The 25950-nt window shown below is 69.5% G+C and carries 26 protein-coding genes and 1 tRNA gene; 18 read left to right on the top strand and 9 right to left on the bottom strand.

The features are described from left to right. From HF999_RS04890 to HF999_RS04880, 3 genes are all read right to left on the bottom strand, one after another. On the bottom strand, positions 1 to 260 hold a 260-nt coding region (locus HF999_RS04890; RefSeq protein WP_168544774.1), incomplete at its 3' end, for a hypothetical protein. A 435-nt stretch (positions 261 to 695) separates the two neighbouring features. Then, entirely contained in the window at positions 696 to 2039 is a 1344-nt protein-coding gene (locus tag HF999_RS22950) for a tyrosine-type recombinase/integrase (RefSeq protein ID WP_168544773.1), read from the bottom strand. Between the two features lie 122 nt (positions 2040 to 2161). Further along, positions 2162 to 2246: transfer RNA gene (locus HF999_RS04880), tRNA-Ser, on the bottom strand. Positions 2247 to 2539: 293 nt separating this feature from the next. Between HF999_RS04880 and HF999_RS04875 the strand changes: the two genes are divergently transcribed. From HF999_RS04875 to HF999_RS22410, 3 genes are read left to right on the top strand one after another with little or no spacing between them, the layout of a single operon-like run. Further along, the gene (locus HF999_RS04875) at positions 2540 to 3505 is read left to right on the top strand and encodes an NAD(P)H-quinone oxidoreductase (protein WP_168544772.1); all 966 of its coding nucleotides are present in this window, start codon (positions 2540 to 2542) and stop codon (positions 3503 to 3505) included. Beyond that, on the top strand, positions 3502 to 4497 hold the full coding sequence (locus tag HF999_RS04870; protein ID WP_168544771.1) for a hypothetical protein: 996 nt from the start codon (positions 3502 to 3504) through the stop codon (positions 4495 to 4497). The genes HF999_RS04875 and HF999_RS04870 overlap by 4 nt, the downstream gene beginning before the upstream one ends. Then, positions 4494 to 5264: a hypothetical protein gene (locus HF999_RS22410; protein ID WP_246207231.1), complete on the top strand. Its 771-nt coding sequence runs from the start codon at positions 4494 to 4496 to the stop codon at positions 5262 to 5264. Before HF999_RS04870 ends, HF999_RS22410 begins: the two co-directional genes overlap by 4 nt. 6 nt (positions 5265 to 5270) lie before the next feature. Here HF999_RS22410 and HF999_RS04860 read toward each other — a convergent pair whose 3' ends face one another. Further along, the gene (locus tag HF999_RS04860) at positions 5271 to 6527 is read right to left on the bottom strand and encodes a cysteine desulfurase-like protein (protein ID WP_312854017.1); all 1257 of its coding nucleotides are present in this window, start codon (positions 6525 to 6527) and stop codon (positions 5271 to 5273) included. 70 nt (positions 6528 to 6597) lie between these two features. Here HF999_RS04860 and HF999_RS04855 point away from each other — a divergent pair, with 70 nt between their 5' ends. From HF999_RS04855 to HF999_RS04830, 6 genes are all read left to right on the top strand, one after another. Next, entirely contained in the window at positions 6598 to 7107 is a 510-nt protein-coding gene (locus HF999_RS04855) for a bacterial proteasome activator family protein (protein ID WP_168544769.1), read from the top strand. Positions 7108 to 7212: 105 nt separating this feature from the next. Continuing rightward, the gene (gene wzm / locus HF999_RS04850; protein WP_168544768.1) at positions 7213 to 8070 is read left to right on the top strand and encodes a galactan export ABC transporter permease subunit Wzm/RfbD; all 858 of its coding nucleotides are present in this window, start codon (positions 7213 to 7215) and stop codon (positions 8068 to 8070) included. 1 nt (position 8071) lies between these two features. Continuing rightward, positions 8072 to 8866, top strand: a complete 795-nt coding sequence (gene wzt, locus HF999_RS04845; RefSeq protein ID WP_168544767.1) for a galactan export ABC transporter ATP-binding subunit Wzt/RfbE — start codon at positions 8072 to 8074, stop codon at positions 8864 to 8866. Then, positions 8859 to 9782: a galactofuranosyltransferase GlfT1 gene (glfT1, locus tag HF999_RS04840; protein WP_168544766.1), complete on the top strand. Its 924-nt coding sequence runs from the start codon at positions 8859 to 8861 to the stop codon at positions 9780 to 9782. The genes wzt and glfT1 overlap by 8 nt, the downstream gene beginning before the upstream one ends. 90 nt (positions 9783 to 9872) lie before the next feature. Beyond that, positions 9873 to 11513: an acyl-CoA synthetase gene (locus HF999_RS04835; protein WP_168544765.1), complete on the top strand. Its 1641-nt coding sequence runs from the start codon at positions 9873 to 9875 to the stop codon at positions 11511 to 11513. A 77-nt stretch (positions 11514 to 11590) separates the two neighbouring features. After that, on the top strand, positions 11591 to 12469 hold the full coding sequence (locus HF999_RS04830) for a type IV toxin-antitoxin system AbiEi family antitoxin domain-containing protein (RefSeq protein WP_168544764.1): 879 nt from the start codon (positions 11591 to 11593) through the stop codon (positions 12467 to 12469). 67 nt (positions 12470 to 12536) lie between these two features. Here HF999_RS04830 and HF999_RS04825 read toward each other — a convergent pair whose 3' ends face one another. From HF999_RS04825 to HF999_RS04810, 4 genes are read right to left on the bottom strand one after another with little or no spacing between them, the layout of a single operon-like run. Further along, complete coding sequence (locus HF999_RS04825; protein ID WP_168544763.1) at positions 12537 to 14180, bottom strand: glycosyltransferase family 39 protein; 1644 nt, start codon at positions 14178 to 14180, stop codon at positions 12537 to 12539. Beyond that, the gene (locus tag HF999_RS22405; RefSeq protein ID WP_312854016.1) at positions 14177 to 14614 is read right to left on the bottom strand and encodes a GtrA family protein; all 438 of its coding nucleotides are present in this window, start codon (positions 14612 to 14614) and stop codon (positions 14177 to 14179) included. The genes HF999_RS04825 and HF999_RS22405 overlap by 4 nt, the downstream gene beginning before the upstream one ends. 29 nt (positions 14615 to 14643) lie before the next feature. Continuing rightward, complete coding sequence (locus HF999_RS22400; protein ID WP_168544762.1) at positions 14644 to 15156, bottom strand: hypothetical protein; 513 nt, start codon at positions 15154 to 15156, stop codon at positions 14644 to 14646. Continuing rightward, entirely contained in the window at positions 15146 to 15361 is a 216-nt protein-coding gene (locus HF999_RS04810; RefSeq protein WP_168544761.1) for a helix-turn-helix transcriptional regulator, read from the bottom strand. Before HF999_RS04810 ends, HF999_RS22400 begins: the two co-directional genes overlap by 11 nt. Positions 15362 to 15510: 149 nt before the next feature. Here HF999_RS04810 and HF999_RS04805 point away from each other — a divergent pair, with 149 nt between their 5' ends. The 3 genes from HF999_RS04805 to HF999_RS04795 all read left to right on the top strand — a co-directional run bounded on the left by HF999_RS04805 (position 15511) and on the right by HF999_RS04795 (position 17866). After that, positions 15511 to 15771 (top strand): HU family DNA-binding protein, encoded by a 261-nt coding sequence (locus HF999_RS04805; protein ID WP_168544760.1) that lies wholly within the window; start codon positions 15511 to 15513, stop codon positions 15769 to 15771. 15 nt (positions 15772 to 15786) lie between these two features. Next, positions 15787 to 17607 (top strand): glutamine--fructose-6-phosphate transaminase (isomerizing), encoded by a 1821-nt coding sequence (gene glmS, locus HF999_RS04800; protein ID WP_168544759.1) that lies wholly within the window; start codon positions 15787 to 15789, stop codon positions 17605 to 17607. A 73-nt stretch (positions 17608 to 17680) separates the two neighbouring features. Next, complete coding sequence (locus tag HF999_RS04795) at positions 17681 to 17866, top strand: sigma factor-like helix-turn-helix DNA-binding protein (RefSeq protein WP_312854015.1); 186 nt, start codon at positions 17681 to 17683, stop codon at positions 17864 to 17866. Here the strand turns inward: HF999_RS04795 and HF999_RS04790 are convergent. Next, on the bottom strand, positions 17863 to 19023 hold the full coding sequence (locus HF999_RS04790; protein WP_168544758.1) for an acyl-CoA dehydrogenase family protein: 1161 nt from the start codon (positions 19021 to 19023) through the stop codon (positions 17863 to 17865). The two genes, HF999_RS04795 and HF999_RS04790, sit on opposite strands and share 4 nt — an antisense overlap. A gap of 98 nt (positions 19024 to 19121) precedes the next feature. On the opposite strand from HF999_RS04790, the gene HF999_RS04785 reads away from it, so the two are divergent. From HF999_RS04785 to HF999_RS04760, 6 genes are all read left to right on the top strand, one after another. Next, complete coding sequence (locus HF999_RS04785) at positions 19122 to 19742, top strand: TetR/AcrR family transcriptional regulator (protein WP_168544757.1); 621 nt, start codon at positions 19122 to 19124, stop codon at positions 19740 to 19742. 75 nt (positions 19743 to 19817) lie between these two features. Further along, positions 19818 to 21242: a decaprenylphosphoryl-beta-D-ribose oxidase gene (gene dprE1, locus HF999_RS04780; RefSeq protein ID WP_168544756.1), complete on the top strand. Its 1425-nt coding sequence runs from the start codon at positions 19818 to 19820 to the stop codon at positions 21240 to 21242. 28 nt (positions 21243 to 21270) lie between these two features. Beyond that, a complete protein-coding gene (gene dprE2, locus HF999_RS04775; protein ID WP_168544755.1) occupies positions 21271 to 22032 on the top strand; it encodes a decaprenylphospho-beta-D-erythro-pentofuranosid-2-ulose 2-reductase in 762 nt (253 codons plus the stop codon). A gap of 44 nt (positions 22033 to 22076) precedes the next feature. Then, on the top strand, positions 22077 to 23960 hold the full coding sequence (locus tag HF999_RS04770) for an arabinofuranosyltransferase (protein ID WP_168544754.1): 1884 nt from the start codon (positions 22077 to 22079) through the stop codon (positions 23958 to 23960). Positions 23961 to 23963: 3 nt separating this feature from the next. After that, the gene (locus HF999_RS04765; RefSeq protein WP_168544753.1) at positions 23964 to 24785 is read left to right on the top strand and encodes an SDR family NAD(P)-dependent oxidoreductase; all 822 of its coding nucleotides are present in this window, start codon (positions 23964 to 23966) and stop codon (positions 24783 to 24785) included. Positions 24786 to 24845: 60 nt separating this feature from the next. Next, positions 24846 to 25880, top strand: coding sequence for an ABC transporter substrate-binding protein (locus HF999_RS04760; protein WP_376766475.1), 1035 nt, complete (start codon positions 24846 to 24848; stop codon positions 25878 to 25880). Positions 25881 to 25950 lie beyond the last annotated feature (70 nt).

Raw genomic sequence — 25950 nt, 5'->3', positions numbered from 1 at the left:
TCGTGACCAAGAACCATGGGTGAGCAACTGGTCGAGCGATCCGACAGCTCCGGTCCCTGGTCGCGGTGGAAACACGAGGTGTTGGCAACGCGTTCGATGGCCACCGTCACCGCTGTCTTCACGACCCGCTCGAACACCACCCCATCCATCTCGTGACCAAGAACCATGGGTGAGCAACTGGTCGAGCGATCCGACAGCTCCGGTCCCTGGTCGCGGTGGAAACACGAGGTGTTGGCAACGCGTTCGATGGCCACCGTCACCGCTGTCTTCACGACCCCGTCGACGACGCGACCTCACGACCGCTCGATCACCCCTGTTCCTCACCGCGACCAAGGACCACTGGTTCGACCGATGGTCGAACCCTCCGCCAGCTCCGGAGCCCAGATCCCACGGTGGACAACACCACCCTCACGACCCGTCGACGACGCGACCTCACAACCCATCCACCACCACATCTCATCGGCTGTCTAAGGACCACTGGTTCGAAAGATCGATCGAACCCTCCGTCAGCTCCGGCCACCAGACGACCGCCGTCACCGCGACCTCACGACCACCGTCACGACCCGTCGACGGCCGCTCGATCGCCCGCACCTTCCACCGCGTCTAAGGACCACTGGTTCGAGCGATGGCCCTCAGACAGGAAGAGGGACAAGGGGGCGTCCACCACCGCCGTCACGACCCGTCGACGGCCGACCTCACGGCCCGTCGAACACCCAGTCCCCTGTCGACGAGTCCTGCACCATCCCGAGCTCCGCGACAACACGGCTGGGCAGTTCCTGATCAACCCAGTGCACGGGCCCCCTGTTCTCGGGCAACACCCGTTCGCGGCTGTAGTCGAGTGCTGACGCCAGCGACCGCAGATCGTCGCGATGAACGTGCGCATACGTCCTCAGCACCAGTTCGCCACCGTCGGAATGGCCCAGCCACGCGGCCACTTCCGCCGGCGTGACGCCCATCGAAATCAGACGGCTCGCCGCGGTGTGGCGCGACGCGTGCAGCCGCCGTTGCGGCACCCCCGCCGCCGCGAGCGCATCGTTCCACCAGAAATTGAGTGTCCTCGGCGAGCACGGCCGCCCGTTTTGCTGTGTCAGAACGTACGGATCGTGGCCACCAACCCATCGTTTTCCGTACCGCTCCTTCTCGCCGTCCTGGCGCTTCTTCGCTGCTTTCAGCACCGCGAGCGTCGGCTCCGGCAGTGGGAGCCAGCGCCCCGCCGACTCGGTTTTACCGACGCCTTGCTCGATGACTTTGCCGCGCACCGCGATCCGCGTCGTCACGGCCACCTTCATGGTCCCTTTATCGAGGTCGATCGACGACCATCGCAACCCCGCCATCTCGCCCCGGCGCAGGCCGATGAGGCCCAGCGCGATCATCGGAGCCCTTAGTGCGGCTAAATATCCGGGCGATCGCAGGTGCCCCTCGGCCGGCGGCGTGGCCGGGTGCGCCGCCTCCAACGCGGTGACCTCGGCGTCGGTCAACCGGTCCGAGAGATCCAGAACTTCCTTCTTCGCGGCCACCGGGTCATCGCGCTTGCGCAGCGGCTTCACCAGTTCAACCGGGTTGCGCGCCACCTTCCCCTGCTCGACCAGGTCCTCCCACACCGACTGCCATCGCGCCCGCATCGGGTTGATCGACGTGCGCGCCCACTTCCGGCCGCCCGGACCGTTCCCCTCGCGCAGATCCTTGATCAGCTCTACGACGTCGGACTTTTCGATCGTCTGGACCTTCTTCTTCCCGTACCGCTCCACCACCGGCGCCAGCGCGGCGGCGTACGCGGCCCGAGTCGACGGCGAGATCTCCTGCGCCGCCAACCATTCATCGACGGCCATTTTCACCGTCAGCGCCGTCGTGGGCACCGCCTTGCCGGCCACCGCGGCGGCGATCATCTGTTTCCGGTAGTCGCTCGCCTCAGCGGCCGTCTTGAACCGGCGCCGGAACTGCCGCCGTTCGCCGTTCACCTCGGCGTCCACCCGGGCCTCGTAGCGCACGGTTCCGGACTCGTACTCGATCTTCTCGACCCCGACGGGGAGCTTCGCCACGCGACTAATCTACCGACTTTCCCAGGTGACCTGTGTCAACTCCTGTGTCAACTCCACCGCCCGCGGTCCGCACCCACGACGAGGGCCAGGTCAGAAATGCGATCTGACCTGGCCCTTCTCTGCGGAAGCGGAGGGATTTGAACCCCCGGTCCTGTTACGGACGCTCGCTTTCAAGGCGAGTGCATTCGGCCGCTCTGCCACGCTTCCCTGCGCCGTACGATACCGGACCTGAAGGCAGGCGATCACGTTCAGCGACCCACTCCGATCGTTTCCGTTCTCCATACCGTTGCCTCGCACGTCATCTCCTGCCTCTAGGCACGTACGGAACCACGCCGGCTCGGGCGCTGGACCTGATCGGCCCGCACATCGTCGCGCGAAGCGAAGTGAGAGAGTATCCGTTCACTTCTTGCCCACCGACGCACGCTCGTCCCATTGCGATAAAAGCACTGGCCCGACTACAGCGTGCGCTGCATCGCTCCCGGGTGTGCTACCCATGAAGCATGAGGGCGATCGGCGTCGACGAGACGACACAGAACCTGCAGGTCATCGACCTGCCGAAGCCTGATCCCGGACCGGGTGAGGTACGGATCGCAGTGGCGGCCACAGCGGTGAACCGGGCGGACCTGCTGCAGCGACGCGGCCTGTACCCGCCGCCGCCGGGGGCCAGCCCGATCCTCGGGCTGGAGGTATCGGGCACCGTCGATGCCCTCGGCGCCGACGTCGCGGGCCTCGCGGTGGGCGATGAGGTGTGCGCGCTCCTGTCGGGCGGCGGCTACGCCGAATACGCGATCGCGCCCGCGACGCAATGCCTGCCCGTCCCCGCCGGGGTCCCGCTCGTCGATGCGGCCGCCCTCCCCGAGGTCGCCTGCACGGTCTACTCGAACGTGGTCACCGAGGGCGGACTCCGCGCCGGTGAGACGCTCCTGATCCACGGCGGCGGCAGCGGCATCGGCACGCACGCGATCCAGCTGGGCAAGGCCCTCGGCGCGACGGTGGCCGTCACCGTCGGCTCGGAGTACAAGGCGCGGCACTGCCGCGAGCTGGGTGCCGACATCGTGATCGACTACCACGAACAGGATTTCGCGGAGATCCTGCAGGACCGCGCCGACGTGATCCTCGACATCATGGGCGCGAAGTACCTGCCGCGGAACGTCCGCGCGCTCGCGCCGCAGGGCCGACTGGTGATCATCGGCATGCAGGGCGGCGTCGAGGCCGAGCTGAACATCGCTGCGCTGCTAGGCAAACGGGGTCGGATCAGCGCGACCAACCTGCGCGGCCGGCCCGCCGTCGGGCCGCACAGCAAGGCCGAGGTGGTGGCCGCGGTCCGCGAGCACGTCTGGCCCCTGTTCGCCGACGGTGCGCTGCGCCCCGTCGTCTCCGCCCGTCTCCCGTTCTCCGAGGCGAACGCCGCACACGCCCTCCTCGACTCCCCCGAATCCGTCGGAAAGGTACTGCTGACACCGTGATCGACGACCTCGCCGCCCGCCTCCTGGAGGCGCAGATCGCCTTCGCGCGCCGGCAACTCCAGGACACCGCCTTCCACTCGCTGGTCATCGAGGAGGTGGACAACACCCTCGCCGTCGCCTCCGACTTGACGCTCGCCGAGGCCGTCACCCCCGCCATGATCAAGGCCGTCGCCGCCAAGTACGCCGTCCAGGTCCCGGTCGAGGGCGCGATCCCCGAGCTCGTCGGCGAGATCGCCGGCCGGCTGTACCGGCACACCGTCAACGACACCACCCGCCTCGACGACGTGATCGACAGCCGCAGCTTCGAGAAACTGCTGCGCAGCGTCACTGAGATGGACCTGACCCGACGGGTCCTCCAGGCGCTCTCCGACAGCCCCGTCACCGAGGACGCCGTCGCCTCCGTGCTGCACGCCGCGGCCTCGTCCGCGGCCGACGACGCCACGCGCGCCCTGGCACGGAACGCGGTGACGCGCACCGTCGCCGGTGCCGCCGCGCGGGCCCTGCGCCCCGCCCTCCCGGCACTCGGCCAGCGCGCAGACGCCGCCGCCCGGCTCGGCGTCCGATTCGCGCTGCGCAGGGCCGCCACCGACGGCGACGAGACCCTCGCGGCCGCCGCCCGGGACTTCTGGCGCCAGCACCGCGGCAGCTCCGTGGCGGAGTACCGCGGCGTGCTCACCGACACCGATGTCGAGGACGTGGTGGTGCTGGTCTTCGAGTTCTGGCGCACCTTCCGCGATACCGACTACTTCCGTGCGCTTCTGGACGAGGGCATCGACCACGTCTTCGACAAGTACGGCGACACCTCGCTCTACGAACTCCTCGCCGAGCTCGGTGTGGGCCGCGAGGACATGATCGAGGAGGCCCTGCGCTTCGGCCCGCCCGTGCTCGCCACTCTGGACGAGCGCGGCGTCATCGAGGATCTGTTGCGCCGCCGCCTCACCCCGTTCTTCGCGTCCGACGAGTACCGCTCCGCGATCGAGCCACCGCGGTGAGAACCTGGCCGGCCGTCGCCGCCACGGCGCTGCTTCTAGTCACCGGATGCGGTCCGATCGCGCCCGCGGGTCCGAGCAGCTCTGCGGCACCGTCGAATCCGACGGTCCGGACGAGCACCGACCCCTACAGCCCCTTCCGCAGCCCGGTCCCCGCCGCGCCGCTCGCGGGAGCCGCCCACGGGTACACGATCACGGCGATCACCACGCCGGCCAACGAGCCGGGCCGAGTGCTCACGACCCCGCAGCTCACCGGCGGCGACCCGGCCGTCGCCGCGCGGTTCAACGCCGCCATGCGCACCAGCATGGCCGGCATGCCGCAGAACGGCCCCGACACCGATGCCGACGACGGTGAGCTTTCCGGCGGCTACCGCAGCGGCGTCACCCGGATCGGCTCCGGTGCCGTCGCCGGCCGTGTCGTGGTGTTCTGGTACGGGCGCGGCGCGGCTCACCCGAACAATTCGATGGGCACCGTCGTCATCGCGACGAGGACGGCGAGCCCGGTCACCGTCGACGATCTGTACGTGGACCCGGACGCCGCTCGCGCCCGCCTTCGCACCATCGCCCCGGGGTTGGACCCGACCCTACGACTGCAGAACGAGCCGCTGGCGTTCGAGACCTTCGCCGACTGGCTCCCCACCGCGGACGGGCTCGAGTTCTACGTCTCCGTGCCGCACGTGCTCGGTGACTTCGTCCCCGTGACGGTTCCATGGAACCGCATCGCGGACCTGCTCAAGCCCGGCGTCGAGCAGATGCTTCGTGCGGACTGATCGCGCCTACCCCAGGGAGGCGAGGGCGCGGACCAGCTGATCCACGTCGTACGGGGTGGAGTACGGGCCCAGACCGACGGTGACCGCGCCGCCGTACTCGGGCACCCCCAGCCCGGCGAAGTACCGGCTGGGCACGTTCGACAGGGCGCACACGCCGTTGTCGGCGAGGCGCTTGGCCGCCTTCGCCGCGGGCACACCCGGCAGCGTGAAGGAGACCGTGGGCACCCGCCGCTCGGCGCGGCCGATGATGGCCACCTGCGGCGCGGAGGCCAGCGAGTTGAGCAAGTAGAACAGGAGCCGCTGCTGGTACTGACGCAGGCCGAACATGGAATGCTCGAGGCGATCCCGGCGGGCCCCCACCGATGACTCGTCGAGCCCCGCGAGATGATCGATCGACGCGATCATGCCGGCCAGCATCGCGTACTGGTGCTCGCCGAGCTCGAACCGCTCGGGGCCCATCGCGTTGCGGTCCGGGTTGACCGCCCGCAGGCGGCTGAAGATCGCCGGATCGCGGAAGGCCATCGCAGCGACCTGGGGGCCGCCCCAGCGGTTCGCGCTGACCAGCAGCGCATCGGCCCCGAGGCGCTCGATGTCGAGCAGCTCGTAGGGCGCCGCACTCGTCGCGTCCACCACGAGCAGGGCGCCCACCCGGTGCGCGGCCTTCGCCGCCGCAGCCACATCGATGACGGTGCCGATGGTGGACGAGGCCAGTGGGACCGCGACCACCGAGGTGGCCTGGCTCACCAGCTCCTCGAACTGCCACTCCGGGACCTCACCGGTCTCGATATCGGCCTCGACCCACTTCACCCTGCCGCCGCCCCGGTCCGTGACCCGGAGCCACGGGGCCTGGTTCGCATCGTCGTCGAGGCGGCACAGCACGATCTCCGCGCCGAGCCCGAGCCGAGCACTCAGCGATTCCGCCAGCGAGCTGAGCAACTGCTCCCGCGAGGGGCCGAGGACGACGCCCTCGGGTTTGCCGTTCACGAGATCGGCCACCGCGACGCGGGCCGCCTGGACGATCCCCCGGGTGTGGGCGGCCCCGGCGTACACACCATTCGGGTTGCTCACGAACCCGCGGAAGGCGTTGGCGACCGCCGACGACACCGAGCCCGGGATTTGGGCGCCCGCCTGCGGATCGAAGTGGATCCACCCGTCTCCCAGCGCAGGGTAGAGCCCCCGGACGCGGGCGACATCGAATGCAGATACCGCAACCGCAGTCGAAGCCCGGCCGGGTTCACCCTGGCCTTCTGAGAACGTGTTCACTGGGACGGAGGTTACACTGCCCCGCCGACGACTCGGTGGGCCGCCCGCGTCGAGCTGCCAGAATGGTGCTATGAGTGATCGCAACGACGTGGAGATCATCCCTGCCGGAGCCGACGACGGCGCGGCCGCCGCGACGGGCGGTGCCGACAGCGCGGCCGAGGAGCTGCACGGCATGGTCGAGCAGCCGGCGAAGGTGATGCGGATCGGAACCATGATCAAGCAGCTCCTCGAGGAGGTGCGCGCCGCGCCGCTCGACGACGCCAGCCGCGCCCGGCTCAAGGACATCCATCGCACGTCCGTCAAGGAACTCGAGGACGGCCTCTCCCCCGACCTGCAGGCCGAGCTCGAGCGTCTCGCGCTTCCGTTCACCGACGAGTCGACCCCCTCGGACGCGGAACTGCGGATCGCGCAGGCCCAGCTCGTCGGCTGGCTGGAGGGACTCTTCCACGGCATCCAGACCGCGCTGTTCGCGCAGCAGATGGCGGCGCGGGCGCAGCTCGAGCAGATCCGCCAGGGCGCGCTGCCGCCCGGGATGACGCCCGGGCCGGAGTCGCAGACGGGCCACGGCCAGTACCTCTGAGGTCGACGATGCGGTGCCCGGGCGGGCGGGCACCGTCGGGCCCGGGCGGGCGGGCACCGTCGACCTGCCGGGGTCCGCAGCGGGCGGCGGGTACCCTTCAGAATCGTGCCCGTCGATAGCCCCGCCGCCTCCCAGTCGGCGCCCCTCGTCTCGGACTCGCGCACCTTCAAGCGCGCGATCCGGGACCTCGTCGACGGTGCCGTCGTGCACCGCGAGCTGTGGCTGGAACTGGGCTGGCAGGACATCAAGCAGCGTTACCGCCGCTCCGTGATCGGACCGTTCTGGATCACCATCGCCACCGGCGTCACCGCGGGCGCGTTGGCGCTGCTCTGGTCGGTGCTGCTCAACGCGGACGTCTCGACCCTGCTTCCCCAGCTCACCGTCGGGTTCATCCTCTGGAGCTTCATCCAGAACTCGATCATCGACGGCTCCGAGGTGTTCATCGCCAACGAGGGGCTGATCAAACAGCTGCCGGCACCGCTCTCGGTGCACGTGTATCGATTGGTGTGGCGGCAGCTGCTGTTCCTCGCCCACAACGCGATCATCCTGGTGATCGTGCTGGCGATCTTCCCGCCGAAGCACTGGTCGTGGACCCAGCTCAGCATCATCCCGGCGATCGTGATGCTCGCGATCACCGCGGTGTGGGTGTCGATGTTCTTCGGCATTCTGGCCACCCGGTTCCGCGACATCTCGCCGCTGCTCACCGCACTCACCCAGCTGCTGTTCTACGTGACCCCGGTCGTGTGGACGCTCGACACGGTGCCCGGCGGCAACAGCGAGCGCGCCCAGCTGGTGAAGCTGAACCCGCTCTACCACTACCTCGAGCTGGTGCGCGGGCCGCTGATCGGCAAGCCCTTCGACCCGCAGCACTGGTACGTGGTGCTGGGCTGCACCGTGGTCGGCGTGGCGCTGACCCTGCTGCTGATGAAGCAGTTCCGTTCCCGAGTCGCGTATTGGGTGTGAGATGACCGTTTCGATCCGGACGCAGGGAGCCTGCGTCGACTTCCCGGTGTTCGATGCGAAATCGCGCTCGCTCAAGCGCGCGGTCATGGGCTCCGCCGGCGGCAAGGTGATGGCGGACGACAAGGTGGTCGTCGTCGAGGCCCTGCGCGACATCACGATGAGCCTCGACGAGGGCGACCGGGTCGGCCTCGTCGGTCACAACGGCGCCGGCAAGTCGACGCTGCTGCGCCTGCTGTCCGGCATCTACGAGCCGACCCGCGGCACCGCCGTGGTCAAGGGGCGCGTCGCGCCCGTCTTCGACCTGGGCGTGGGCATGGACCCGGAGATCTCCGGGATGGAGAACATCATCATCCGCGGCCTGTTCCTCGGCCAGACCCGCAAATCGATGATGCGCAAGGCCGACGAGATCGCGGAGTTCACCGAGCTCGGCGACTACCTGTCCATGCCGCTGCGCACCTACTCGACGGGCATGCGGGTCCGGATCGCGCTGGGCGTGGTCACCTCGATCGATCCCGAGATCCTGCTGCTCGACGAGGGCATCGGCGCCGTCGACGCCGAGTTCATGCGCAAGGCCCGCAAGCGGCTGCAGGCGCTCGTCGAGCGGTCCGGCATCCTCGTCTTCGCGTCGCACTCCAACGAGTTCCTGGCGCAGTTGTGCGACCGCGCCTTGTGGATCGACCACGGCCAGATCCGCCAGGAGGGCGGCATCGAGGAGGTCGTGACCGCCTACGAGGGCCCCGATGCCGGTGCCCAGGTCCGCAAGGTGCTCGACATGGTCGAGGCCGAGGATGACTGACGGCCGGCCGGGCGCCGATCACGAGTCGGTCATCGCCGTCGTCGTCACCCACGACCGCGCCGAACTGCTGGCGAAATCTCTGGAGGTCCTGACCTCGCAGAGCCGACCCGTCGACACGGTCGTCGTCGTCGACAACGCGAACCAGGCCGCGGTCGAAGAACTGGTCACCGCCCTGCCCAACGGCGTCTACCTGCCATCCCGGTTCAACCTCGGCGGCGCGGGCGGCTTCGCGCTGGGCATGCTGCACGCGCTGGCACTGGGTGCCGACTGGATCTGGCTCGCCGACGACGACGGCCGCCCGGAGGGTCCGCAGGTTCTCGCGACGCTGCTCGAGGCCGCCGAGCGGCACGCACTGGCGGAGGTCTCCCCCGTGGTCGCCACCATCGACGACCCGGAGACGCTGGCCTTCCCCCTGCGCCGCGGCCTGGTCTGGCGACGCAAGCGGTCGGAGCTGATCGACCCGGGCGCACTGTCGGACGACGTCCTGATGGGAATCGCGTCCCTGTTCAACGGCGCGCTGTTCCGCAAGGACACCGTGGCGGCCGTCGGCGTGCCCGACCTGCGGCTGTTCATCCGCGGCGACGAGGTCGAGATCCACCGGCGGCTGGTGCGCTCCGGCCTGCCCTTCGGAACCTGCCTGACCACCGCCTACCTGCACCCGAACGGCGCCGACGAGTTCCGGCCGATCCTGGGCGGGCGCATGCACACCCAGTACCCGGACAACGAGACCAAGCGCTTCTTCACCTACCGCAACCGCGGCTACCTGCAGTCGCAGCCGGGCATGCGCAAGCTGATCCCGCAGGAATGGGCCCGGTTCGGCTGGTTCTTCCTGGTGCAACGGCGCGATGTCGCGGGGTTCCGGGAGTGGCTGCGGCTGCGCAAGCTGGGCCGCGATGAGCGGTTCTCCCGCCCCTGACCAGGCGCTGAACCGGTTCGAGCACCCTCGCCCGAGCCGCTATTGAAGCCCCCTCAACAAATCGGGGGCGGTACGCCTATCATCGTCGTCATGGGAACGAGCCTGGTCTCCGATCTGTTCGCACAGGGACATGCCCTCACGCGCATGCTGCAGCGCAGGGTCGTCGACCCCGCGCGCCCCGATGTCGCGCTACGCGCCCTCGGCTACAACCGGCAGTACGGCCCGCAGGCCGCGCTGGTCATCAAGGGCGCGGCGGAGAGCCCCAACCGCACCGCCATCGTCGATGAGCGCGGCGCGCTGACCTACGCGCAGTACGAGGCACAGTCGAACGCGTTGGCCCGGGGCCTCCGCGCGACCGGTCTCAAGTCCGGCGACGTGATCGCCGTGCTCGCCCGCGACCATCGCGGCCTGCTGCTGATCATCAGCGCCGCGGCCCGCGCCGGCATGCGCCTGGCCATGATGAACACCGGCTTCGCCAAGCCCCAGTTCGCGGAGGTCTGCGCCCGCGAGAAGGTGCAGGCGGTGTTCCACGACAGCGAGTTCACGGGCCTGCTCGACGCGCTCCCCGAGGACATGCCGCGCTACCTGACCTGGGTCGACGAGGCCGACGCGATCCCCGAGGGCGCGCAGACGATCGATCAGCTCGCGGCGGGGCGCGACGGCAAGCGCGTCCCGCCGCCCGAGAAGCAGGGCGGCTTCATCATCCTCACCTCGGGCACCACCGGCCTGCCCAAGGGCGCGACCCGCAGCAAGGTGCCCTCGCTGGCGACCGCGATGCTCGTGGACCGCATCCCCTTCAAGCGCCGCGGCACCGTCGTCATCGCCTCGCCGATCTTCCACTCCACGGGCTTCGCCATGTGGTCCGCCGGGATGTCGGTCGGCTGCACCACCGTGACGATGCGCCGCTTCGACCCGGAGAACACGCTCAAGCTGATCGCCGACAACCGCGCGGACATGCTGGTCGCCGTGCCCACCATGCTCACCCGCATTCTCGGCCTGCCGGCCGAAACCATCGCGAAGTACGACACCAGCTGCCTGAAGGCGGTCGTCGTCGCCGGGTCGGCGGTCTCGCCCGAGCTCTCGGAGAAGTTCCAGGACGTCTTCGGCGACGTGCTCTACAACGTCTACGGCTCCACCGAGGTCGCCGTCGCCACCGTCGCGACGCCGCGGAACCTGCGCGCGGCACCCGGCACCGTCGGCAAGCCGCCGGTGCTCACAACGGTGCGCCTGTACGACGAGAACGACGCGCTCATCGAGGGCATCGGCAGGCGCGGACGGGTCTTCGTGCGCGCCGGCGCTCCCTTCGAGGGCTACAGCGACGGCCGGACCAAGCAGATCATCGACGGCCACCTCTCGTCGGGCGACATGGGGCACTGGGACGAGCACGGCCTGCTGCACATCGACGGCCGCGACGACGACATGATCGTCTCGGGCGGCGAGAACGTCTACCCGCTCGAGGTCGAGAACCTGCTGGTCACCCGCAGCGACGTGGTCGAGGCCGCGGTCATCGGCGTGCCCGACCCCGAGTTCGGCCAGCGCCTGCGCGCCTTCGTCGTGATCGAGGGCGGCGCGCCGGTCGACGACGCCGTCGAGGAACTCACCAAGGAGCTCAAGGACTTCGTCCGCGCGAATCTCGCCCGCTTCAAGGTCCCGCGTGACGTGGTCTACCTCGATCGCCTGCCGCGCAACCCCACCGGCAAGATGGTCAAGCGCGAACTGCCGAAGGACTGAATACTTCGGTCACGAACCCCGAGGATCATGGGTTCCGTGACCGAAGCGTGCGGCCGGCGGAACCGCACGGCCCGCTGGTGCGTCCAATTGACATGTGGGAGGACGCGGCGCTGCTGTTCGCGGCGCAGGACGGAGTGGCCTCGCTGGCACAGTTGCGATCAGCGGGCGTGAGCCCCGCGATGATCGCTGTTCGGATCGAATCAGGGGAGCTGGTGCGCATCGCGCGGGGCCTGTTCCGTACGAAGCACCATCCGCACACGGACCGCACAGGCATCCGCATCGGCGTGGCCCTGGCGGGCGGCGTCGCGGACCGCGGCACCGCCTTGTTCTGGCACCGGATGATCGACGAGGTGCCCGCGTCGATCTCCGTCACGGTCGGGCCGGAGCGGCGTCTGCGCGCGAGCGCCGGATATCGGGTCGAGACGCGCCGGCGCACCCTGGATCCCGCGGATGTCGTCGAGGTCGACGGCCTCGCGGTGACCGGTAAGCCGCTCAGTGTGCTGGAGGTCGCCGACGCCCGGATCATGGACCGCGCACTCCAGCGCGGGAACGTGACGCTCGACGACCTGCAGGCCGCGCTCGACCGGAACGCTCGAGCGAGGGGAATTCTCACGGCACGAACGATCTTCGACGTAGCCGCCGGCGACACCGAATCGGAGGCGGAACGGCTGTTCGCCGCGCTGCTCAGGCTCCACGGCATGACGGGGTGGCACACTCAGCTCGGCTTCCGCGGATGGGCGATCGACTTCGCGTTCCCGGAGTTCAAGGTCGCAGTCGAGATCAACGGCTGGGCGTTCCACCGCTCGCGCGCCCGCTGGCAGAGCGATCAGGACAAGGCCAACGCGCTGACGATCGCAGGGTGGTCGGTCTTGAACTTCTCGTGGCACCACCTCACCGACGATCCCGAGGGCGTCATCACCACCCTCGCAGAGGCGATCGGGGCACGGGCCGCGTGAGCGGCTCACGCTTCGGTCACGAACCCCGACGATCCTGGACCTTCGTGACCGAAGTGTGCGGCCGGGCTCACCAGTAGGAGTGCCGGGTGTGCGGGGGAAGCGGCGGCGGGACCGGCCCCGACGACGCCTCCGGCTGCACCAGATGAACCACCTGCAGGATGTGGAACTGCTCCTGATGGACCACCGCGAGACCACCGTCGTCCAGCGAGACCTGCATGTCGGTCCCCATGAACTGGAAGGGCCGGAAGGTCCACCACAGATTCCCGTTCTCCCGCCGGAAGTCCGCCTCCGGTCGGTCCGCATCGGTGAGAACCCATGCGGCCGTGCAGTTGTCCGCCGCCCAGGAGGCCCACTGGTTGACGCCCTTCTCCTTGTCCCAGAGCCTGCCCTCGGTCCGCCGGTTCCCGTCGTCGCCCATGTCGTGCAGGCCGTCGAACATCCCGGGCAGGCCGTCGTACACGATCCGCAGCGAGGGCCACGCCCAGCTCGGCTGCACCTGGAAGAACACGCAATCACCGGGCCGCGCGTTGTCGCGGATGTACCGGGCCGCGTAGCTGAAATCGCTGCCGCCCGGCTTCGACAGCGGGCTGTGCTGCCACAGATAGCCGGGGATCGCGGCCACCGTGAGCGCGGCCAGCACCACCGCGCCGGCCACCCGCGGACGCGGCAGGGCGCGCGCGAGCGTCGTGACCGCGGCGGCGAGCAGCAACACCACACCGGGAACCGTGAAGCTCACGTACCGCCCCACGTACGAGGGCACGACCGGCGAGACCAGCAGGATCGCGGCCAGCGGCACCAGCGCTCCCGCCAGTCCGTAGCGCACCGCGGGTCCCAGGTCCGACGGTGCCGCCCCCGCGGTCCGAGCCGGACCGGCGACGCCGCGGCGCCACCACAGGACCGCCGCGACGACGACCACGAGCCAGGCGGCCGCGGCGAAGGCGTAGGAGTGGTCGAACCATTGGTCGACGAGCACGTTCTGGAAGATCCGCCACCCCGGCCAGCGGAGCCAGGACACCTGATCGCGCTGGGTGGCCGCGAGGATCGCCACCGGACTCGCCAGGACGATCGCAGCGGCCGAGGCGATCGCGGCGGGCCGCAGGACGGCGCGCGTACGCGTGCGCGGGTCGGAGGCGACGACGACCGCCACGGCGAGCGCGAGGGTCGCCGTGTAGAGGAACAGCACCGTCGCCAGGAACAGCGCCGCACCGTAGCCGAACCAGGCCCGCCGCGCGGCGGGCGCGTCCGACGCCGCGACACCGGAGGCGTCGTGCGACGAGATCGCGCGGTGCGCCACGATCAGGACGAGCGCGGCGGAGGCGATCACCCAGGAGTACGAACGGGCCTCGACGCCGGACCAGGTGATCCGCGGCAGGATCAGGGCGACGGTGCCGGCGACCAGTGCGAGGACATCGCCGCCGAGCCGGCGGGCGAGCACGTAGCAGGCCGCCGTGGCCGCTCCCACGCCGAGCGCGGAGAAGGCGCGCAGCGCGGTCTCGTCCATGCCGAACACCAGCGCGAAGGCGCGCACACACCAGTAGTAGAGGCCGTGCACCGCGTCGACATTGGTCAGCAGGTGCCACAGCTGACCCGGCGAGCGGTCGATCGCGGACGCCGTGGCGAGCTCGTCGAACCACGCCGACGGCCGCCCGCCGTGCCACAGCGACAGCAGAACGCCGGCGAGCGCGAACGCCCAGGGCAGGAAGCGCCTCACATCAATCGGAAGATCACCGTGCGCTGCACGATGAAGTTCACCACGGTCGCGGTGCCCTGCGCGATGACGAAGGCGACGAGGCGGTTGACGTAGCTGCCGATCCCGTCCTCCGGCGGCGGGAACAACGTGAAGAACGCCATGTACAGACCCAGCTGCACGCCATACATCGCGATGTACAGGACCCACACCGCGATCAGCCGCTTGGTCGACGGCTCGGCCTTGAAGGTCCAGCGCCGGTTGAGCAGGTACGCGGTGGTGGTTCCGCAGATGAAGCCGATGGTCTTGGCGAGGGCTTCATCGAGTCCGAGGAACTTGCCGAGGAGCAGCGTGAGGCCGAAATCCACGATCGCCGAGAAGCCGCCGGTCACGATGAAGCGCACGAGCTGCGTCTTGAGATCGAGGTGCTCCCGATCAGCGGCTTCGGAGGTGGTCACGAGGTCATATCGTACCGACGCATCCTTCGTTATTCGAATACGTCGTCCTCGGCGGCCGCCCGTTCCTCGCTCCTGCGCTCGCGGGAGGCGAGCACCCGGAAGGCCACGAAGGCGGCGCCGGCGCCCACGACTGCGCCGACCAGTCCGCCCGCGAGCGTGCCCGGGTCGTGGAACCGGCCACCCTCGTGCAGCAGGATCAGGATCAGCGCCGCGAGCCCCAGGGGGATCGTGGTCGCCAGGGAGATCCACCGTCGCCGACCGCGGTTGAACATGCTCAGCACCTGACTCAAAGGCACCTCGTGCCGCCGGCAGTACCGCTGCACCGCCGTCATCTGGATCACCCCCGGCGCGATGAGGGCGAGAAGCGCGGCGGCCACCGCACCCTCCGCCGCCGCGACGACCGCCACTCCGAAGAAGGCGTACACGCTCCAGAAGGAGCCGATCGCGTTGGCGCGGTAGTACTCGTCCCGGTTGCGCTCGTCGCCCCAGGCCGGGTCCGACGGGGCCAGGATGAACTCCTCGAGCTTCGTATCAGCGGACATGACTCTCCTCCTCCAGCGGAAAAAGCACTTCGACGGTGCTGTCGAGGGCTCGGGCGATCTTCAACGCCAGGTACACGCTGGGCGCGTAGTCGCCCTTCTCGACCGAGACCACCGTCTGGCGGCTCACGCCGACGACGGCGGCCAGTTCGGCCTGGGTGATGCGCTGGGCGCGTCGCCGCGCCCGCACCGGGTTCTCGTCCTCCACACCTCCGAGTCAAGCATTCTTGACATTTTGCGTCAAGCATTCTTGACATTGCGGCGGACGTCTCCCGTCGATCCTCCGATTCGGTCTCAGTTCTGCCCGATTCCGGGCAAGAAATTGACACCGCACCGTCGAGCCCGCAAGATCGAGGCGTGCCGGACAGCGACCTCGTGGATCACATCGCGCGGACCACGGGGCTCTCGGCCGCCGAGGCCGGGCGCGTGATCGACGATGTCACGGCCTACTACCGGGAACCCGTCGAGGAGTTCGTCCGCCGCCGCCACAGCGCCCTGCAGGGCCGCGGGGCGAAGAACGCGGAGATCTTCGCGACCCTGACCGACGAGCTGCGCAGCAGGCTCGTCGCCGCGCCCGATCTCACCGAGCGGCAGCTGCGCCGTCTCATCTACAGCTAGGAGCCCCACCTCAGCATGTGCGGAATCGTCGGATACATCGGTGGCCAGACGGCCGTGGACATCCTCGTCGACGGGCTCACCCAGCTCGAGTACCGCGGATACGACTCGGCGGGGATCGCCGTCCTCGGACCGTCCGGCGTCAAGCGGGTGCGCAGCCTCGGTCGCGTCCGCGACCTCGAGGCGGCGCTGCCGAAGCGACTCGCCGGCAAGACCGGCATCGGTCACACCCGGTGGGCCACGCACGGCGCCCCGTCGGAGGCCAATGCCCACCCGCACGCCGACACCACCGAGCGGATCTTCGTGGTGCACAACGGCATCATCGACAACGCCCGGGACCTGCGCATCGAACTCGAGGCCGACGGGGTGGAACTGACCTCCGACACCGACACCGAGGCGGTCGCGCACCTCATCGCCCGGAGCGGCGCCGATAATCTCGAGGACGCCGTCCGGCAGACCCTGGCCCGGCTCAGCGGCACCTACGCACTGGCAGTGATCGACACCGAGCACCCCGACCGGATCGTCGTGGCCCGCAACGGCTCCCCGCTGATCATCGGCGTGGGCGACAAGGAGATGTTCGTCGCCTCCGACATCTCGGCCGTGGTGCGGCACACCAGTCAGGTGGTGCACCTCGACGACGGCGAATGCGCCACCGTCACCGCCTCCAGCTTCCGCATGTTCAACGCCGACGACAACCGCGCCGTCGCGAAGTCCGCTACCACCGTGGACATCTCGCCCGACGACCTGGAGTTGGGCAACCACAGCCACTTCATGCTCAAGGAGATCGCCGAACAGCCCTCCTCGCTCGAGCGGATGCTCTCCGGCCGGCTCGACGAGCGGTTCGCCACCGCCCGGCTCGACGGCCTGAACCTGGACGCGCAGGCCATGCGCCGGTTCAAGCGCGTCAAGATCCTCGGCTGCGGCAGCGCCTACTACATGGGCCAGCTGGGCGCCTCGCTCATCGAGGAGCTCGCGCGCATCCCCGCGGATGCCGAGCCCGCCAGCGAGTTCCGCTACCGCAACCCCATCGTCGAGCCCGACACCCTGTACGTCGCGGTGAGCCAGTCCGGCGAGACCGCCGACACCGCCTTCGCGGTGCAGGAGGTCAAGCGCAAGGGCGGCACCATCGTGGGCCTGGTCAACGTGGTCGGCTCGACCATCGCGCGCGAGGTCTCCGGTGGCATCTACCTGCACGCCGGACCCGAGGTCTCCGTCGCCTCCACCAAGGCCAACACCCACATGGCCGTCGGCTTCGCCCTGCTCGCACTCGCCCTGGGCCGCGTCCGCGATCTCTCGATCACCGACGGTACGCGGATCGTCAAAGGCCTCAAGGCCCTCCCGGCCCAGATCGGCGAGATCATCGAGAACCCCGGGGACGTCGAGGAGGCGGCGAAGCTGCTCGCGGAGGCGCCCAGCCTCTTCTTCATCGGGCGCGTCCGCGGCTACCCGACGGCCCGCGAGGGCGCGCAGAAGTTCAAGGAGATCAGCTACCGGCACGCCGAGGCCTACCAGGCCTCGGAGCTCAAGCACGGCCCCCTCGCGCTGATCAGCACGGAGATGCCGACCGTCGCGATCGTGCCGGACGACGAGCTGCTCGACCGCAACATCGGTGCGCTGCACGAGATCGCGGCCCGCGGCGGCGACATCGTGGCCATCACCAACCCGGGCGTCGAGCTGCCCGAGGCCAAGGTGACACTCACCGTGCCGAAGAACGAGCCCGAGCTGGACCCGATCCTGCTGATGATCCCCACCCAGCTGCTGGCCTACTACGCGGCACTGAGCCTGGGCCTCAACATCGACCGGCCCCGCAACCTGGCGAAGTCCGTCACCGTCGAGTAGTCACTTCCGCCGTGCGGACATCGTCCGAACGGGGGATGTGTCCGCAGGCGCGTAGTGCCTAGCGTGAATCCGCGTGGGACACGGGGCGCACGACGCGCGGATCCGGGCGGCGCTGCCGCCCGAGCTGTACCGCGTGCTGCACCTGCGCGTCGTGCAGCGGCGCACCGTCGGCGAGACCGCGGCGCAGTTGCGGATCACCCCGTCGACGGTGCGGCTGCGCCAACACCGTGCGCTGCAACGGATCCGCGGCGGCCTCTAGAGGCTGCGGGCGATCAGCTCCTTCATGATCTCGTTGGTGCCGCCGTAGATCTTCTGGACGCGCGCGCCCGCGTACAGCTGAGCGATGGGGTACTCCATCATGTAGCCGTAGCCGCCGAAGAGCTGGAGCACGTTGTCGATGACGCGGCACTGCATGTCGGTCGCCCAGAGCTTGGCCATCGACGCGGTCGCGGCGTCCAGGGTGCCGTCGATGGCGCGGCCGATGCAGTGGTCGATGAGCGTCCGGCCGGCGAAGACCTGGGTCTTGGCGTCGGCGAGCACGTACTTGGTGTTCTGGAAGTCCGCGATCGCACGGCCGAAGGCCTTGCGCTCCTTGGTGTACGCGATCGCCTCGACCACCGCCTTCTCCGCCGCGTCGACGCCACCGACGGCAATGCTCAGCCGCTCGCGGGGGAGCTGGCGCATCAGCTGGTAGAAGCCCTGGCCCTCGACGCCGCCGAGCAGGTTGTCCACGGGAACGCGCATGTCGGTGAAGGAGAGTTCGCGGGTGTCCTGCCCGTGCTGCCCGATCTTCTTGAGCACGCGCCCGCGCTCGAAGCCGGGCAGATCCTTCGTCTCCGCCACGATGAGGGAGATCCCCTTCGCGCCCTCGCTCGGATCGGTCTTCGCCACGATGATCAGCAGATCGCAGTGACTGCCGTTGGAGATGAAGGTCTTCGAGCCGTTGATCACGTACTCGTCCCCCTCGCGGACCGCGGTGGTGCGCACGGCCTGCAGGTCCGAGCCGGTGCCGGGCTCGGTCATCGCCACTGCCAGCACGGCCTCGCCCGAGGCGGCCTTCGGCAGCCAGCGTGCTTTCTGCTCCTCGGTGCCGCAGTCGTCGATGTAGTGCGCGCAGATGGTCGAGTGCACGCCGTAGCCGAACGCACCGTCGCCCGAGAAGATCAGTTCCTCCAGCACGACGGTGTCGTGCCCGAAATCGCCGCCCGCTCCGCCCAGGGACTCGGGCAACTCGGTGCAGAGCAACCCCGCGGCGCCCGCCTTGTTCCAGAACTCGCGGTCCACCTGGTGCTGCTCGGCCCACCGCTCCTGATTCGGCGTGGCCTCGCGGCGGAAGAACTCGGCGGCGTGCTTGCGCAGTTCCGTGTGCTCGGGGGTCTCCCACGCGGGGCGGTAGTCGGGGAACAGTGCGGTCATGGGTGGTCTCTTCTCTTCAGCGCACGGTCGGACAATACATTCGTATAGTCCACGATGCGTATGTACAGCGCAAGGCCCCGGCCGCTAGGATCACGCAGGTGGAAGGGACACCAGCGACCGGCCTCCCCGCGTCGAACGACGACCTGACCGCGAAGGCACGGATCCGCAACGCCGCGCTCGAGCTGTTCGCCGCACACGGACCGAGCGCCGTCTCGCTGCGCGCCGTCGCCGCGCGCGCCGGGGTCACGGTCGGCCTCGTGCAACACCACTTCACGACGAAGGACGGGTTGCGCGGCGCGGTCGAGGAGCAGATCGTCGAGTACCACGCCCGGGCGATCGCGAGCGTGCCGGACGCGGGCCCGCCCGCCGAGGTCGCCGCCGCGCGCGACGCGGCCGTCCGCGAGATGCTGGCCGGGCATCCCGCCGTCGTGGACTACCTGCGGCGCTCCTTCCTCGACCCGGCGGGCTCGCGGCTCCTGATCCGGCTCACCGAATTGGGCCGCAGCGAGGTCGTGCGGCTGCGCGCGGCCCACCTCGCATCCACCGACCGCCCCGAGTCGGACCAGGTCATCGCCATGATGGTGCGACAGCTCGGCACGCTGTTCCTGCAACCCCTCGTGGACGCGATGTGGGAGCACCTGCGCGAGCCCGGCGCACCGTCGGCCGACAAGCCCCGCCTGTCCGTGAACACCGAGCCCGGGCGGCCCGCGGGCTCCTGAATGTGACGGGAACGAGGTCACAGCGGCCGGAAAGCTCAGCGTCGACTCAGCTTGGGCGCGGTATTCTGGCCTGCGATGTCCGAGACAACTCTTCCCTACCTGCCCATCTCGACGCGCAAGCTGATGGGGTGGTCGCGCACCACCCCGATCGAGGGGCACGTGCTGTCCACCCCCGACGTGGACCAGATCGCCAAGGCCGTCGCCGTCGTGGCCGACGCCGAGGCCGACAAGCCCGCCTACCTGCGCCGCGGCGTCATCGCGCGCGGCCTGGGCCGCTCGTACAACGAGTCGGCGCAGAACTCCGGGGGCCTGACGATCGACATGACGCCGCTGAGCGCCATCCACGACATCGATGCCGAGAAGGCCATCGCGGACGTGGACGCCGGCGTCGACCTCGACACCCTGATGAAGGCGGCCCTGCCCTTCGGACTGTGGGTGCCCGTGCTCCCCGGCACACGGCAGGTCACCGTCGGCGGCGCCATCGCGCACGACATCCACGGCAAGAGCCACCACTCGACCGGCAGCTTCGGCAATCAGGTCGCCGAGATCACGCTGCTGGTGGCCGATGGCCGCATCCTGACGCTCGCGCCGAAGGGCACGCCGGACGACCCCAAGGGCGAGCTCTTCTGGGCCACCGTCGGCGGCATCGGCCTCACCGGCATCGTCCTGCGCGCCAAGCTGCACATGCAGCGCACCGAGACGGCCTACTTCAAGGCCGACGGCTGTGTGACGGGGTCACTCGACGAGACCGTCGACCTGCACCTGAACGGGTGGGAGGACGGCGCCGATTTCTCGTCCGGCTGGTTCGACTCCATCTCCAAGAAGAAGCTCGGCCGCGGCACCTTCTCCAAGGGCAGCCTCGCGAAGCTCGAGGACCTGCCGGACAAGCTGGCCAAGGAACCGCTGAAGTTCAACGCGCCGCAGCTCGTCACCCTGCCCGATGTCTTCCCCCACGGCCTAGCGAACAAGTTCGACTTCGCCCTGCTCAGCGAGGTGTACTACCGCGCCACGGGCAGCACCTACCAGGGCAAGATCGCCAACCTGACGCAGTTCTACCACCCGCTCGACCTGTTCGGTGAGTGGAACCGCGCCTACGGCCCGAAGGGCTTCATCCAGTACCAGTTCGTGGTGCCGCCGGGCAACGAGGACGAGTTCAAGGCGATCATCCGCGATATCCAGGCCTCCGGCCACGTGAGCTTCCTCAACGTCATCAAGCTGTTCGGCGACGGGAACGACGCGCCGCTGAGCTTCCCGATGCGCGGCTGGAACGTGTGCCTGGACTTCCCCATCAAGAAGGGCCTGCACGAGTTCGTCACCGAGCTCGACAAGCGCGTCTTCGCCATGGGTGGGCGTCTGTACACCGCGAAGGATTCACGCACCACCGCGGCGATGTTCCACGCCATGTACCCGCGGGTCGACGAGTGGATCGCCACCCGTCGCAAGATCGACCCCACCGGCGTGTTCATGTCCGACATGGGCCGCCGCCTCGAACTCGTCTGAGCCTCACGACCGCAAGGAAACCCACCGCATGAAGAACGCCGTCGGCGTCCCCCAGTCCATCCTGCTGCTCGGCGGCACCTCCGAGATCGGCCTGTCCATCGTCGAGGAGTACCTCGCCAAGGGCCCGATCCGCGTCGTGCTCGCCGCGCTGCCGAACGACCCGCTGCGCGAGCAGGCCGTCGCCCAGGTGGAGGCCGCGGGGGCCACCTCGGTCGAGGTCGTCGACTTCGACGCCACCGACTTCGACGGTCACGCCAAGACCATCGACGCCGCCTTCGCGGGCGGCGACATCGACGTCGCGATCGTCGCCTTCGCCCTCGACTTCGACGCCGAGGAGCTGTGGCAGAACCAGCGCAAGGCCGTCCTGCTGGCGCAGGTCAACTACACCGGCGCCGTGTCCGTCGGCGTGCTCCTGGGCCAGAAGATCAAGGAGCAGGGCCACGGCCAGATCATCGCGATGAGCTCCGTCGCCGGCCTGCGCCCGCGCCGCAGCAACTTCGTCTACGGCTCCTCCAAGGCCGGCTTCGACGGCTTCTACCTCAACCTGGGTCAGGCCCTCGAGCCCTTCGGCGGCTCCGTGCTGGTCGTCCGCCCGGGCATGGTGCGCACCAAGTTCTCCGCGCACGTCAAGGAGGCCCCGCTGACCATCGACAAGGACGTCATCGGCCGCCTCGCCGTCGACGCCGCGATCGCCGGCAAGTCGCTCATCTACGCACCCGCGCCGTGGGGCTTCGTGAGCTTCGGCCTCAAGAACATCCCGCAGCCGATCTTCCGCAAGCTGCCGATCTAGGACGGACATGGCCGTCGTCGAACCATCCCATCTAGTCTGACCGCGTGACAGAACCGCGCACCGTCGACCTTCCCGAGGCCCCCACCAGAGCCCGGGACCTGGCCCTCGACCTCGCCGCCGCCGTGATCCTCGCGGCGGCGGTCGGCGTCATCGGATGGCTCGCCATCCGTTCGGTCGACTGGCCCGCCTACAGCAGCTCGAACGTCACGCGGGCGTTCGCCACCGTCGGGCAGGTCGCCGCGATCGCGGTGCTCGCCGCCTGCGCGCTGGTCCTGTCCCACGCCCGACGGTGGCCCGCCCGGCTCGCCCGGCTGGTCTCCTTCGCGACGGTCGCGGGATTCGTCACGCTCACCCTGGCGCTGCCGCTCGGCGGCACGAAGCTGTACCTCGGCGGCATCTCCGTCGACCAGCAGTTCCGCACCGAATACCTCACGCGCCTCACGAGCTCACCACGGCTCGCGGACATGACCTACGCGGACATGCCCCCGCTGTATTCGCCCGGCTGGTTCTGGCTCGGTGGGCGATTCGCGCGGGTGTTCGGGATGGACGGCTGGGAGGCGTATCAGCCCTGGGCGATCATCTCGCTCGCGGTGGCCGCGGCGATCGCGCTCGCGCTCTGGCTGGCCGTGTGGAGCCCCGCCCGCGCGGTCGCCGCGACGCTGGCGACCACGGTCGCGATGCTGCTCTACGGATCCGCCGAGCCCTACGGCGCGGCGGTCGCGATCGTGCTCCCACCCGTGCTGATCATCGCCTGGTACGCGATCCTGCGCGGCCATCGCGGCGCGATCGTGCTGGTCGGCGTGTACCTCGGCGTGGCGGTCTGGTTCTACACGCTCTATCTGGGGGTCGCGGCCTTCGTCATCGTGCTGATGGGCGTGGTCGCGCTGATCGCCGCCTGGGTCCGCGAGCGCCGGTTCGCCTGGCGCTACCCGGTGCGCGTCGCCGCGATGGGCGTGATCGCCATCGTCATCGGCACGCCCGCCTACGGCCCGTTCCTGGTGCGCGCCCTCCGCGACGGCACCGACCCCAAGGGCTCTGCCTTCCACTACCTGCCCGAGCAGGGCTCCGTGCTGCCCTTCCCCATGCTGCACTTCTCGCTGCTCGGCGCGCTCGCGCTGATCGGCATCGTCTGGATCCTGGTGCGCGCCCGGACCTGCCTGCGCGCCCAGGCCCTCGGCCTCGCGGTCGCCGGGGTGTACCTCTGGGCACTGCTGTCGATGGTCGCGGCCCCCGCCGGGACCACGCTGCTCGGCTTCCGCACCGAGCCCGTGCTGCACATCCTGCTCGCCGCCGCGGGCGCGCTCGGCGCGGTCTCGCTGGTCGGCTCGCTCGGCGAGGGCTACCCCCGCTACCGCCAGGCCGGTATCGTGCTCGGGGCGCTCGCCGCTGTCGGTGTGGCGCAGACGATCCCCGCGCAGCTGGCCGGGGAGATCGCCGTCGCCTACTCCGACACCGACGGCGACGGGCACCGCGGCGACCGTCGGCCCGCGGGCGCGGAATCGTCGTACCGGGACGTCGACGCCGCGATCCTGGCCGCGACCGGAAAGTCCCGGACCGACACCGTGGTGCTCACCGCCGACTACGGTTTCCTCGCGATCTACCCGTACTGGGGCTTCCAGAACCTCACGTCGAACTACGCGAACCCGCTGGCGCACTTCAGCGCCCGGTCGGCGGTGATCGAGTCGTGGGCGAAACTGCAGACGCCGGACGAGCTGATCGGGGCGCTCGACGCCACGCCGTGGCGCGCCCCGACCGCGTTCGTGTTCCGACGGTCCGCCGACGGCCTGTCGCTGCGCCTGGCCGAGGACGTGTACCCGAACGACCCGAACGTGCGCCGGTACACCGTCGTGTTCCCCGAGAAGCTGTTCGAGGACCCGAGATTCGCCGTCACCGAGACGGGCCCGTTCGTCGTGATCGTGAGGAAGTGACCGATGTCGTTCTCTCTGCGTGACCTGATGCAGCGCCGGAGCCTGCTGCCCGAGCCGCTCGACAACGTCCTGTCCGGCCCGGGCCGGACGGTCCGCGGCCTGCGGATCGTGGTGACCGGGGCATCGTCGGGCATCGGGCGTGAGGCGGCGCTGCAGCTGGCCGAGCGCGGCGCCCACGTAATCGCGGTGGCGCGGCGGGAGCAGGAGCTCGAGGAGCTCACAGCGCTGACCGGCGGCGAGTACCGCCTGTGCGACCTGACGGACTCCGACTCGATCGACGGGCTGCTCACCAACCTCGGCGAGGTGGACGTGCTCATCAACAACGCCGGCCACTCGATCCGGCGGACCATCGCCGATTCCACCGAGCGGTTCCACGACTACCAGCGCACGATGAACCTGAATTACTTCGCGGCCGTGCAGCTCTCGCTCGGCGTGCTGCCGGGGATGATCGAGCGGGGCCGCGGTCAGATCGTCAACGTGTGCACCTGGGGCCTGCTCGCCAACACCTTTCCCAAGTTCTCCGCCTACGGGGCGTCCAAGAGTGCACTGTCGATCTTCGGGCGCAGCCTGAACGCCGAGCGACCGCACCCGGGCGTGCACGCGACCAACGTGTACTTCCCGTTGGTCCGCACCGAGATGATCGCCCCGACGGCCGAGTACTCCGGCGCCTCTGCCCTCGAAGCCGACGAGGCCGGACGCTGGCTCGTCCGGGCGGTGACTCACCAGCCCGTCGAAGTCTCCCCCGCCGCACTGCGTGCGCTGCTCCCCGTCGTCGACCTGTTCTCCCCCGCGACGACCGACCGCACCATCGCCTCGCTGACCTGAGCTCGGGCTCGGCGGCCACCCGAGCGACTTTGCTATGCCTCACCTAAATAGTCGGATAGGATTTCGCGGGTGAAGACACGATCCCTCGCCCGGCGGCTCGCGCCCGCGGTCGTCCTGCTGGCCGCCACCGTCGGCATCAGTTCCTGCTCGAACCAGAACGTCGACCCCAAGAGCTCGGGGAACACCGAGGTCGCGACCGGCGGCGAGCGGTTCGGCACGGCCGACGCGGAGACCGCCAAGCTCGGCACCGACGCCGCGCCCGGCGTGTTCCCCCGCACGATCAAGCACGCGCGCGGCGTCACGGAGATCCCGCGCAAACCCGAGCGCATCGTCGTGCTCGACAGCGGCGAGCTCGACTCCGTGGTCTCGCTGGGCCTCAAGCCCGTCGGCATGGTGACCACCGATGGCGCCAGCCCCATCCCGACCTACCTCGCCGACAAGGTGCAGGGCGTCCAGACCGTCGGCAAGAACACCACGCTCGACCTCGAGGCCATCGCCAAGCTCAAGCCCGACCTGATCCTGGGCAGCCAGCTGCGCGTCGACAAGCAGTACGACAAGCTCTCCGCGATCGCGCCGACCGTCTTCTCCATCCGCCCGGGCTTCCCGTGGAAGGAGAACTTCCGCCTCATCGGCGCGGCCGTCGGCGAGGAGCAGAAGGCGAAGGACGCGTTGAACTCCTACGCCGACAACGCCAGGGCGCTCAGCGCCCGGTTCACCGGCGCCAAGCCGACCATCTCCCTCGTCCGCTTCATGCCGAACCGGCTGCGCCTCTACGGCAACAAGTCGCTGATCGGCGTAATCCTGCAGGACGCGGGCCTGCCGCGCGCGGGCAAGCAGGGCGTCGACGAGCTGTCCACCGAGATCTCGCTGGAGAACATCTCCCAGGCGGACGGCGACTACATCTTCTACTCCAGCTACGGCAAGCCCGAGAACACCGGCGAGAGTGCCGCACTCGCCAATCCGGGCTGGGCGCAGCTGAGCGGCGTGCAGAAGGGCAAGGCCTTCCGCGTGGACGACGATGTCTGGTACCTGGGCCTCGGCCCGACCGGCGCGAACCTCATCGTCAAGCAGCTCGGCGAGTACCTGGCGAAGTAGGCGGCGCACCCGCTGAAATGTGCGCCCCAGCGGCGCAGGATCTACATCACTGCAGGTCGTGAAACGACCG

This window comes from Tsukamurella spumae (assembly GCF_012396015.1).
Taxonomy (GTDB): domain Bacteria; phylum Actinomycetota; class Actinomycetes; order Mycobacteriales; family Mycobacteriaceae; genus Tsukamurella; species Tsukamurella spumae.
The sequence above is the reverse complement of the archived record's forward strand: the minus strand, read 5'-3'. Positions and strand labels throughout refer to the sequence as shown.